Origin of the sequence: Flavobacterium sp. T12S277, from assembly GCF_048514875.1 — a bacterium.
Classification (GTDB): domain Bacteria; phylum Bacteroidota; class Bacteroidia; order Flavobacteriales; family Flavobacteriaceae; genus Flavobacterium.
Window position 1 is genome coordinate 1 of record NZ_JBLYEG010000024.1, and the last position, 12,081, is coordinate 12,081.

The 12,081-nt window shown below is 33.3% G+C and carries 12 protein-coding genes; all 12 read right to left on the reverse strand.

Going from position 1 to position 12,081, the window contains the following annotated elements:
- Window positions 1–40 precede the first annotated feature (40 nt).
- Window positions 41–3,421 (reverse strand): hypothetical protein, encoded by a 3,381-nt coding sequence (locus ACN1CN_RS21555; protein WP_419137567.1) that lies wholly within the window; start codon window positions 3,419–3,421, stop codon window positions 41–43.
- A gap of 260 nt (window positions 3,422–3,681) precedes the next feature.
- A complete protein-coding gene (locus tag ACN1CN_RS21560; RefSeq protein ID WP_419137569.1) occupies window positions 3,682–4,818 on the reverse strand; it encodes a type II secretion system F family protein in 1,137 nt (378 codons plus the stop codon).
- Window positions 4,808–5,284: a PulJ/GspJ family protein gene (locus ACN1CN_RS21565; RefSeq protein ID WP_419137572.1), complete on the reverse strand. Its 477-nt coding sequence runs from the start codon at window positions 5,282–5,284 to the stop codon at window positions 4,808–4,810. The genes ACN1CN_RS21560 and ACN1CN_RS21565 overlap by 11 nt, the downstream gene beginning before the upstream one ends.
- The gene (locus ACN1CN_RS21570) at window positions 5,266–5,610 is read right to left on the reverse strand and encodes a hypothetical protein (protein ID WP_291287862.1); all 345 of its coding nucleotides are present in this window, start codon (window positions 5,608–5,610) and stop codon (window positions 5,266–5,268) included. The genes ACN1CN_RS21565 and ACN1CN_RS21570 overlap by 19 nt, the downstream gene beginning before the upstream one ends.
- Complete coding sequence (locus ACN1CN_RS21575) at window positions 5,598–6,881, reverse strand: hypothetical protein (protein WP_419137574.1); 1,284 nt, start codon at window positions 6,879–6,881, stop codon at window positions 5,598–5,600. Before ACN1CN_RS21575 ends, ACN1CN_RS21570 begins: the two co-directional genes overlap by 13 nt.
- Complete coding sequence (locus tag ACN1CN_RS21580; protein WP_419137576.1) at window positions 6,878–7,363, reverse strand: hypothetical protein; 486 nt, start codon at window positions 7,361–7,363, stop codon at window positions 6,878–6,880. The genes ACN1CN_RS21575 and ACN1CN_RS21580 overlap by 4 nt, the downstream gene beginning before the upstream one ends.
- A gap of 5 nt (window positions 7,364–7,368) precedes the next feature.
- The gene (locus ACN1CN_RS21585) at window positions 7,369–8,292 is read right to left on the reverse strand and encodes a hypothetical protein (RefSeq protein WP_419137577.1); all 924 of its coding nucleotides are present in this window, start codon (window positions 8,290–8,292) and stop codon (window positions 7,369–7,371) included.
- 1 nt (window position 8,293) lies between these two features.
- A complete protein-coding gene (locus tag ACN1CN_RS21590) occupies window positions 8,294–8,779 on the reverse strand; it encodes a hypothetical protein (RefSeq protein WP_419137579.1) in 486 nt (161 codons plus the stop codon).
- 57 nt (window positions 8,780–8,836) lie between these two features.
- Window positions 8,837–9,232 carry a hypothetical protein gene (locus ACN1CN_RS21595; RefSeq protein WP_419137581.1) on the reverse strand — a complete coding sequence of 132 codons (396 nt, stop codon included), beginning with the start codon at window positions 9,230–9,232 and terminating at the stop codon, window positions 8,837–8,839.
- 4 nt (window positions 9,233–9,236) lie between these two features.
- Window positions 9,237–10,214, reverse strand: a complete 978-nt coding sequence (locus ACN1CN_RS21600; RefSeq protein WP_419137583.1) for a hypothetical protein — start codon at window positions 10,212–10,214, stop codon at window positions 9,237–9,239.
- Window positions 10,215–10,280: 66 nt separating this feature from the next.
- Window positions 10,281–11,216, reverse strand: coding sequence for a hypothetical protein (locus ACN1CN_RS21605; protein WP_419137585.1), 936 nt, complete (start codon window positions 11,214–11,216; stop codon window positions 10,281–10,283).
- A 58-nt stretch (window positions 11,217–11,274) separates the two neighbouring features.
- Window positions 11,275–12,003, reverse strand: a complete 729-nt coding sequence (locus ACN1CN_RS21610; protein ID WP_419137587.1) for a hypothetical protein — start codon at window positions 12,001–12,003, stop codon at window positions 11,275–11,277.
- Between the last annotated feature and the right edge of the window lie 78 nt (window positions 12,004–12,081).

The window sequence follows — 12,081 nt, forward strand, 5'->3', positions numbered from 1 at the left end:
CCAAAAGGAGTTTAATTGCTTTTTTCATGATGCTTCTGGTTTATTGTTTGTAATTGTATTGGTTTTCAGAAAGGACCTTATCATTTTTGTCTTTGACAAATTTGAGTCTTCCTAAACCGTCATAGGTGTAGGTGATCTTATCACCTTTAGGATCGGTGATGGTGCTTATTCCCACCAATGGAATATGGGTATAAGTGGTCACAAGTGTATTGGCTACTGAAGAATCATTACGAAGGGCATCTAATGCTGATAATAAAGAGGCCTCATTTCCAGTTCCTGAAGATGCCGTTTCTATTGCAGTTATTAAATTTGCCGGGATATTAATATTAGCAGCGTTTTCTATTTTTGCCACAATCAGGGTTTTGTTGTACCCCCATATGATTCTAATATTAGATTCGGTAGTTGTTAAACGAGGTATCGCATTATCTGATGAAACCGCTCCTGTGTAAACAATATTTCCAAATTCATCATAACTATAGTACATTCTTTTTTCTAAAGATTGATTTCCTTTACTCTTATATAAAAATTGCGGTTTAAAATTGTCAGAAACAGAAGTAAAGTCATATTTATACTGATCTGTAAGCTCTCCGTTTGTTTTGTTTATAATTTTTACCAGAGGTGAAATAGAGTTTTTATTTACCATATCCAGTGAAACAACATCAGTAAAGTCATATGGATAGAATAATTCATTAGTATGAATAGTATTCGTATTAAAGGAGGTCGTAATTTTCTTTTGTTTAAAATGGGAATTGTACTCAATAGTCATGTTTTTTTCTACTGGCTGATTATTATAATATTCGGTTGTTTTTTTGTTGTAGATAAATCGTTCTACATCAAATTCTTTATAAATTTTAAAATAGAAGAAGTCATTAAGAGTAAAAGGTAAAACGGGTTGTGAGCCATCAATAAGTTTAACTTTATATGCCATTTTTAAACTTTTCGGATAATTTGGATTGGTTGTTACATCAACCGGTGTATAGTTTGTATTATCGGTATCAAGATACAAATTAGCTTCTTCTGTTAGTGTTTTATTAGTAGTGGTAAGGTCATTACTAGAAAAAACAGTTTTACGTTCTTCTATTCCAATACTTAAATCATTACCGGTTGGTATTGAAGGATAATCAGATCCTTTTACTATTGCATTAAAATAGTCAGTTTGTTTATAACCCTTTGGGTAAACTATTGTTTTGGTTCCGTATACTCCCGGAAGGTATTTGTATACTGGTGTGTTGTCCCAATTGGAACCAAAATTACCTCCGCAATTTCTACAAAGAAACTTTGCAGGTTTTATAGTTTCAGATTTTATCGGAGACTCTTTTATTGAAAGATACCCTACAGGAGAGTTATTTTGCATGGATAAATTATGCGATTTTGAACTTACCGTTATAACATTAGGAATTACGGGTAGATGAAACTGGCCACTATCTGCACAACAAGTTTCTTTTGACATGATTTTATCGGATAAAGAGGTATGCATAAAAGTAGTTGCACTGGAAGCTCCATCAGAATTTGTATAGTCGTAGTTTCTAGTTATTGGCTCACCTTCTAATGGGCTGTCTACTATTTTACTAACTCTGATTCCCCCAACCATAGCCGTAGGTTTATATTGTACAAATTGTGCAACTGCAGCGTCATAAAAATTCAAGGTAATGGAAGCCTTAACATTTTGCGTTCTATTGTAGTCTGTTCTAAATTTAAACTCGTAGGTACCTGCGGGAATTCTAAATTTCCCACCACTGTCTTTGTTTGATTCACAATTATTAAAATTCAAACAGTTGCTATCGTGCTGTGAGATTTCATTTAACTGTGTTGATATTAAAGGAGTTTCGCTTCCAGTAACAATTCGTTCCCGCTGAACTAATAAATAGTATGGGGTAGTAGTGTCTGTACCTGGTGCACTTCCACCCGAAATTTTCTTAATACTTAAATCAACATAATTTACATTTTCTATAAAATGACTTAGGGTTGCGGTTACATCAGTATCAAAAGTTTTGATAAATATATCCTCTTTTGTGGAGGGAGCATCCGGTAAAAAATCAGATTTAAATTTCAAATTGATACCAACATTTGGTTCATCTTCGCCATTACCATAAGAACTAGCTGTCGAATTTTGTTCGTAATATATATTTGTTGTGCCTCCCGTTGGATATTTTATTTCTCTTAAAGCTCCTTTTACAGTATATCCGAAGTTTGGGTTTTTATTGGCATTATAATTCGTTCCATAGGCAAAAATAGGATAAAGGTTATCAGCACCATTTGCAAAACCATATTCGTCCTGATTTTTTGGATGATTATAAATGGAATTTGTAAATTCGGGTAAATCTTTATCATAGTAATCAAATCCATAAAAAAGTTGATTGTTCTTCATTATCTTATCTAACAAATTCCTATTGTATGAATAAGTAAAATCATATGAATACACACTTTTGTTATTCATGTCCTTAACAAGCATTTGATTATAAACTTCCTGATTGTTTAGTGTTATATAATTAAAATTGATATTGAAATTCGGACAGGTAATAGATTTCAGAATTTTTCTTTTTATGATATCATTGGTACAGCCTTGATTGTATACATCAGGGACAGATGGAATGCGGCTTCTTATTTCAACACTTGCATAAAAACTATAAGTTTTAAAGTCATCAGTATCGTAAGTAAAAGCAATTTCCTGACCATTATTCACTCTGATTTTAGACAGTTGCCAACTTGAGGTATAAGAAGGGAATCCTTCGTCGAAAAAAGAACTGTAACCTTGAAAAGGTTCATTAATCTCTTTTTGATCAAAGAAATATTGATTGGCATTAGCGTCCGTCAGAATAAAGCCTTCGATAATCTGGCTGTTATTTGCATTACGTACTATTCGTATCTTGTTATCGTGTTTAGATAAAAAAGCAGGAGTACCATCTAATCCAATTTTGAAAGAAAAATTAATACCATTAACACTTACGCTATAGCGGTCTGCTTCTGAATCATAGAATCCTGAAGTTATTTTTTGAGCGTTGTGGTAAACAAGGGAAGAATTGTTAATGTAGCCATTTACTATTTCCTTAACTGCTGCATTATTATAACCACGTGGATGTTCATCGGGCAAGCCTCTGACTTCCCTCGAAACAACTCCTCCTAAATTTAGTTGCCAGCCGAGCCCAATTATTGAAGGAGTTTCTTCTAATTTGTTTCCAGCATAATTGTAACTTAATTGAACTGGAAGATTAAAATCTCCAACTTTACCATTAAAAAGCGGAATGGTTTTTTCCAATCTGCCGTAAAATAAATTTACAGGGACCTCTTCATAATTCCCTAATCGTGCTGCTTCAGGAGAAACTGGAAATGTTAGTAAATCAGCGCTTAATTTGGTTTCCTGACTGTAAGTAGAATTCCAAAAAATGAATATTAATAAAGATTTTAGTAGTGTTTTATTCATGATTTATCTTTGTTACTGCTTTTATTGGACTAGATATTTTTTTAATTTGTTGATTTTTAGTTTGTTATATTGGTTTTGCTTTCGGTTGAATAGCTACGTAATTATAATAAAAAAAGACGTATAAATTGATGTAGTTTTTAACAAATTATTTAGGGTCAGGCACTTGTGGTATTCCGGAATAAAAGAAACAAAAAGCACTAGTAATGAATCTGTTTTCTTCTTTATATTGAAAAGGAAACTCTGATATCAACTGAAAGAAATTATCCAATTGCACTGCTCAATTGAAACATTGGTAAATACATCGCTACTAATAATACGGCCACCAAAACTCCAACAAAAAGAATGATAAAGGGCTCCAATACAGTTGTCATAATCTTAGATTGCTGTACCACTTCCTGATTGTATTGTTCGCTTAATTGTTTGAAAACGTATTCGGTTTGGTTGGTCTCTTCGGCTACTTTTACAAGAGATATGATTCGGTTATCAAAAAGAGGTGTATTTTTTAAACTTGAACTCAGACTATTCCCTTTTAAAATACTTTTTTCTACTTCTGCTAATGCCTCCTGAAGCGGTACAAAACGTATCATTTTTTTGACCATTTGTATACTATTCAATAACGGGACTTTGGCCGTAGTAAGCAATGTTACAGCTTGCGTAAATTGTGCCAGATAAACTTTGGTCATAAAGGCGCCTAACACCGGAATTTTGATTAAAAAATAGTGCAACGCTCGTTTGTATCGGGCATTGTTTTTAAAGAATCGCGTTGAGAAAATAAAGGCAATAAGAATTATTAAAAAGTAAATTCCGTAAGTTTTGGTCATACCGGATAACTGAACAATTAGCTGAGTTAAAAAGGGAAGTTCCATGTTGTTTTGTTTGAAAATATCCTGAAACATTGGTACTACATAACTTAGCATGAAAACAACGACTAAAACGGCTGTACTCAATACAATAGAGGGATAGGTGAGGGCCGCAACAATGATGCGTTTTTGTTCATTTTTGCGCTCGAAAAAATAACCCAATTCATTGCAAACCTGCGCTGTAGTTCCGGTTTCTTCACCAATTTGAATAGAGTAGTACTCGTATTCTGTAAAAGATTTTGAAGCGGATAGGGCTTCAGAGAATGGTTTTCCGTTTACCACCTGATTGAGTATGGACTGAATTAGCTCTTTGTCGGTATTCTTTTTTAATGATTCTACAATTAAAGAGAGTCCTTCTTTAAAACTTACTCCGGCTTTAAGCAAAACAGCTAATTCCTGATAAAAAGCCTGCTTTTTCTTATTATTAAAACTGTCACCAAAAAGAGAAATTTCTTTTTTCAGCAACTCTTCAATACTATTTGTTTTCTTAGATTGAGTTGTTTTCTTATTTGGGGTATTTTCTACTTTAAAGGCCATCTTCCTGATTCATAAAAAAGGTTATATCATTTTTTTTAGAGACGAAAATTTGATAATCGGGTAACTCATTACCTGCAAATATGGATAATGCATCGACTGGACCTGATTTTACTTCCTTTCCTTTAAAAAAGATTCTATTGGGATTAATTTTTAGTTTAATAGTATCGAGATTTCGCAGGGTAAATTTCTCTTTAAATGAATACATCACTGTATCGGCTTCTGAGGTCATTACTAAAATTTGATTCGAATCATCGAAAATTACGGTGTAAGGATCATTAAAATCCTGCCAAAGCTGCTGTTCAAAAAGTGCCAATGTACTGGTCTTGTCAAAATTACTTTGTATGGCGTGAATTTGTTTTTGAACCAAACGAAGGACACTAAAGGCCATACCCACTACTATTGCCGTAATAATCATAACGACTAATAATTCGGACAGTGTAAATGATTTTAATTTTCCTGTTGCCATATTATTTGTTGTTTTGAAATTTCTTTTTTCGAATTGGTGTTTATGGCCGAAATAAAGATTGTTTTTCTGGCAGCTTTAATTTCCTGGTTAATCTGAATATCCCAGCCTTTGAAATTTTCCTGATATGGTAATTTTACAATCTGATTCTGAACTTCATATTCCAGTTCGCTTATTCTGTTTTCTATTGCATGTGTGTTTTTAGAAAAGGTATTTAACACAAGGTTGTTAAGTACTAAACTTGCAATTATAAATATGATTACAATTAGCACTGTCGCTACAAGAGCTTCAATCAAAGTGGCCGATTTTATTTTTTTTAATACAACCATTTCAAAACTGATTTAGGTTCTTGCTCAAAAGGGATTCCGCCGTAAACTGCCGGAATACTTTCATTTTCAATGGTTCCGTTGTAGATATGGTTCACAAATATTGATCCTGCCTGATTGGCAATAAATTGTTTGGTGTATACACAGCCGGCTACACTGCCTCTTAACTCAAAGTTACCGTTGCAATACACCTGACCTCTTATTTTGGCCTCTTTTTCCAAGACTATCTGAGTTTTAAAATCGGATAGTTCTTTGGTTTGAAAGTAGCAGACACTTCCTTTTATAATACTTCCATTATCTATAAAAATTTGATTTTCAAAAGGAAGATTGGAAGTTTCGGCTGTAGTGTTTTTATTATCCTGAAAAAGAACCAGTGCTGATGGGAAACTGAGATTGCATTTTTTTCCTACGATAATTTTTTTAGAAGCGATCGCCTGAAAACTGCCTACAGTCTCATCTTCAATTTCAATAATTGGAGCAATCAGAATGATGTCTTTAAGTAGCGTGTTCTTTTTAATTTTTATGGATGTTTCCGATTTGATAATAATATTTCCGGATAGTACTTTGTTTTCTAAAACGATCGGCTCAATAGTATAATATCCCTTTGTTTTGGTTTTAAAGGAATTGATGATTCTTGACGATGCATTTAGGTTGATATAATCTTCCTGACTGTTGATTTTGTATTCTTTTAAATAATACGGAATGACATCTGTTTCAGCTTTTCCTATCTTGGGTAATTCAGCACTACTTTTTTTAATAGTCCCGTAAATGAGCTGTTTTCCATAATAACTGTTTCCGGCTATATAGCCAGAATTTACACCCTGAGTTGGTAAAAAAGCAATTCCGCGTATGCTTGTAGTACCAACCACGGTTAAAGCATTGTGGGTTTCCTGAAGGAAGAGAGTAGGGGATTCATTGGTTTTTAAAAGCGAGCCAATAATAGCCGATTTGACAAACTTCTTTTTTCGAAAGCGTGCTTCAGAAATGCCTTTTTGAAAAATACCCCAGTGCGATAAATGAACCTTTACGATTTGATTTTCTTTTTTGATAAAATCAATACGGGTAGTATCAGTACTGGGTTCTTTCTGTTCTAATAAGGAGTAAATGCCCATGTCGGCAAATTGAATATTTTCAATTGCACCTTTTGACTGCTCCTTCATATAAATAAAAGTATAGGCGTAAAGAATTAGACCCGCTAAGAGCAAAGCAATTAGTACAGCTACAAATACAGTAAATTGTAATGCACCGGATTTAATTTTAAGCTTTAATTTCAATCTTGCAGCATTATAAGATTTAGATTCCCTTTGTATTTGACGTAAACAGATTCTTTATCACCAGTTTTTAAGAAGACTCCATTTTCAGTATCACCAATTTTCATGAAGTAATTTTTGTTGTCAATGATAAGCATGAAAACTTTAGTTTTTTCTTTGGTATCCGATATCAGGCCTTTGTATAAAATAGTTGGCCAGACTAAAGTTTCTTTTGGTTTAGGAGCTTTGGCTGTTTTAGAACCGGTTGCCTTCGTTTTTGGAGCATTATTTTCTGAGTACATTTTTCCTAAAAAAGGATCCCTGTAATTCACATCAATAGTGAACGATTGCCTTTGATTCAATTTTAAGGGTTTGATCCTTAATTCGGGGTTATTGGCGGCAACTATTTCGTCAGAGTTCGTAAAAGAAAATAACTGAAATAAGACCGCGCCCCAAACCATAAGCACGATGGGTAAAAGAATGTATATGTTTTTTTTATTTTTCATTATTTTTATTTCTGACGTAACTCTTTCTCAATTTTGGCAACCCTTAAAACTAAACTTTTTAAGGATTCAATTTCTTCAGATTGCTGGTCAATTTTTTTATGCTGCTGAATGGAATAAAGAGTCAATTCTTCTATTTTTTTCAATAAATTCATATTCATTTCTGCCAGCATCAAACCATTTTTTTCAATTTCCTGAGCAGATGGAATTTCAGGTAAATGCTTATTTTTATTGATGTAATCTTCTACTTCTTGCAGTGATTTTAATTGGTAATCATTTGCAAAAACATAATCAGGTACTAGTGGTCCTGCCATATCAACACGAACTTCCTGGGTGTGAATTTTTCCTTTTACGGTAAGTTTTTCGTCTGGAGCGGAGGTGCCGATACCAACTCTATCTTGCATGATACTCATATATTGACGCGTTCCTGAAAAAGTAATTGTTTGTATGGGGCTTATTTTTGTTTCAGTTTTTAACAAATTAAGATCCTGCGTAAGTGACATGACACCTTTGATGGTTATAGTCAACATATTTTCGGTACTAACTAAATGGTATATCGGAATACTTGTGGTATTGTTTTGAAAATCACCAATATGCCATTGGTTAGCGACATTTCCGAAAGCAACCGGGATTTCGGTTGTTTGATTAAAATAACCGCCTTGAGCAGAGGTATTACGCCCTATTTCGAAACGTTTTGTAAGCTTACCGGTGGAAAGCTGATCATTATAATTTGAAGTTATACTTACTTCGATCCAACCCCATAAAGGCATATCTGGAAATTGAATATTTACAGCCTGATTTGGGGTATTATTTGGAAATGTGGAAGAGTTAAGCGTAAACTCAAACTGACCACTTGTTTGCGCGTAAACTGAAAGATTTAGTAAAAGGGCAATAATTGAACTTAAAAAGAAAATTCTATTAGTCTTTAACATTTTATTTCGTTTTTAATTTATTAATTTCATTCTGCATCTGTTCTACTTTAAGATTAAGAATGTGGTTGTTCTCATTTTGCTTTTCATTTTGCTTTTTCATTTCAATCATATAAAGCGTTAATTCTTCAATTTTTTGAAGCAGTTTAGCATTCATTTCTCCCAGATTAATTCCGTTTTTCAAAACCTCTTCTTCGCTCGGAATATTTTCTAAATGCCCTTTTTCAGCAATATGTTTTTCGACTTCTGCAAGAGTTGGTAAGTTGTATTCTTTTTTAAAAACAAAATCAGACCAGCCTGTCAGGTCTACTTTCACTTCTCTAGAATGAATGGTACCGTTTACATCTAGTTTGTTTGATGGACTTCCTGTTCCAATCCCAACATTTCCATTATCCATTATAGTAAAACGATTACTGCACATTCCGCCCTCCACACATCCTAAATTATCATAAGCCCAAAATTGTAAACTATTTCCATAAACACTAGTCATATTATAAATATTCCAGGAACTTGCTGTCCCATTAGCCGTTTTTGAAAAATTTTTAAGCTAAATTTGACCACCGCCAACATCAGAAATAGAGCTAATAATTGCACCTTTAAAAAATCCATTACCTGAAACATCTAGTCTCTCACTTGGATTTGTTGTGCCAATACCTATGTTTTTATCACTGGTAATTGTTAAAGCAGATCCGCCGATTCCATAATCAATATCAAGAAATGCCATACTGGCATTGTCGCGTGCCTTAAAATTCCATGGCCCACCTGTATGACCATAAGGTTGAAGTGATAAACGATTGATTTGTGCAATTGTGCCCGAAGGAGCTTCCTGTTTTCCAATTTTCAAACTGGTATCGTAATAAGCACTTCCTGTTGTTGGATAGGTATTTTGTGCAAAATTTACTTGTAATGCAAATAGTGAAACCAATAAAAGTAACTTTTTCATTCTTTTATTTATTTTGGTTTAATTTTAAGTTAGCTATTTCTTTTTTCATTTCCTGATTTTCCTTTTTCATTTCAATCATATAAAGCGTCAATTCTTCAACTTTTTTCAACAGACTCATATTCATTTCGGCAAGCATAAGGCCATTTTTCTCAATATCCTGAGCAGATGGAATTTCAGGTAAATGTTTATTTTTGTTGATGTAATCTTCTACTTCTTGCAGTGATTTTAATTTGTAATCATTTGCAAAAACATAATCCGGTACTAGTGGTCCTGTCATATCAACACGAACTTCCTGGGTATGAATTTTTCCTTTTACAGTTAATTTTTCGTCAGGAGATATTGTTCCAATTCCTACATTCCCATTTTGGATATAATGGTTTCCGAATCCGCTAACTCTTAAATATCCAGTTGAGATTAAGTTATAATTTAGTTCATTTGATGCCGAAAAATCTGGTATATTAACCCCAGTTGGAGTTTGATTAATCTGGATTTGATTTTTGTCGGTAACGACATCAACCCTTTCTTGTAAATAAGTAATTTTAATTCTATAAGTGGCATAATCTCGAACATCGAAAAATATTGGTAATCGTCTGTTGATATAGTCACCAAGACTGGTACTTAAATCTGTAGGTGAGCCCAGTACAATTTTTCCGGAATGATACATTCCGTTTGATTCAACAAGTTTGGCAACAGGCGAACCGGTATTAGCCCCTTGATGGAAACCATTTTCAACAACGTATCTTTCATAACCAGTGCCATAAGAAACTTGAAAAAGTTCTATTATGATCAGGCCTCCAGCTTGCCAGTGGTAAGAATTATAGCCAACAGAGGCGATTTCATATCTTTTTGCCTGCATATCAACTGCTGACAATCCAGATATAACGCTTGTTTTTATACCATTTTGGTCTATATGTGTTTGCGCAAAAAGAAACGAAGAAAAAAAGAAAACTAAAGCAGAAGTAATTATTTTATTAAAGTGCATCTTTATCAATATTTGAAGTATTTATTATTGTAATGTGTTTGAAAAAAATTGTTGGATTTAACGTTTTTAGTTGATAGTAAAATTAAAGACAGTGCTTCTTGGGCTTACATTACCCGCTTCATCAAATGATTTGATAAACCAATAGTAAGTTCCTTTTGCAAGTGTTTTGTTGTAGGGTGCAGTAGCTTTGTCTTTAAAGTTCAAATTGGTTAGCGCACTTTCAGTATACACATAGATACTGTCTTTTTCAGGACTTCCGGCAACAGGAGTTCTGCTCCATTGAAAATTAACACTGGTATTTGTAGTGGTGCTGGCATTTACCGGGCTTGATAGAACGGGAGTAGCCGGAACTTTAGTATCTACAAGGATAGACCTTGAAGTATATAAAGTTTGCGAAGTACCATTGCTGGCTCTTATTTTCCAGGTATATTTTCCTTCATCGAAAGTATAATTGAGCACCGTAGTAGCCGTACTTTGTTCTTTTACTAAAGTATTATTTTCGTCTAATATCTGAAGTTGGTAAGAACTTGCTCCAATAATTGTTTCCCATGATAGTTTTTGCAGCGCTGTTTTCGTTGTTAAATTATTTGCAGGAGTTAATAAGATCACGGTATTGTTTTGAAAGTCATTATTGTTCAAAACTTCAAAACTTCGTTTGGTATAAGCAGTTTCGTAGCCACTATTTACCGCTTTTACACGCCATTCATATTTTCCAATGTTTAATTGCTGCGTAAATGAGCTCTTTGACACCAGAGTATCGCGAACTATTTGTTGTGGAGCATCAAAATTAGGTGTTGCAATTTGCAGCCTGTATTTTTCTGCATCTTTAACAAGATCCCATGAAAAGGTTACCCCTGAAGATGAAAGTGCAACATTGTTACCAGGAGCTACAAGGCTTACTTCTTTTTTAGAGATATCCGGTACCAGAAGTATCTCTTCACAAGAGACAAAACTTAGCATTATTATAAAAAAGGAGAATTTAAGAAATGAAATTTTATTCATGATAAAATAGAATTGAATATTTTTTGATCTTTAACCAAAAGGGAAGGGACTAACTAAGCTACAGGTTAAATAAGTTTTTGTTTTTTTTCTTTGGGGTGATTCTTTTTTCAGTTATTCCTTTGCAACTGCTATGCTCTTTTACAATATCGGCTACATACCATTTTCCTCTTTCAGATGTAGTCCAGCAAAACGAACTTACCTGATAGGCAACAATGGTTTCGGGATTGATATCGATCGCATCTATTTTTTTTCCGGATTTGAATATCAGGATACTGTATTTTTTATACACATTATTGGTTAAATAAAAAGCATCGGCCTGTCTGATTTTGGAGATTTCGTCAGTTGACAAACTAACAGCCAGACTTGAGATAATTTTTGAAGACTGCGTATTTACCAATAGATTTAAAATTTCAGTATTATAATCTGAATTTATTTCATGAACTAAACCAGCAACATCCAAAATCTTAATCGTTACTAATTCCGGTTTTATGGGTAAGCTATCGATATAGGCTACTTTAGTTTGATTTTGGTTGTATTTAGCTTTCGATTTGTAAATTTTGTTTAACTTCTTGTTGTAAGGAACTACGCCAATTTCAACACGAATATTATTTTGGAGTTTAGGGAGAGCTTTGGTTTCAAATACATTTTGATTATAAGTTAATTTAGACTCACCAATACTTCCTAATTCTACTACTGAAGAGGAGAATTTATATTCTTCATTTTTAATTTTGGTTGTTTGGCAAGCAGTGCAAATTATTATAACCAAAACAACAATTCTTTTCAACATAACTCTGATTTTTAATTAGATAGTTTTGTTTATTAGAGTTCTGATATACAATTACTATCGATTCTTTTTTCTTAAAAT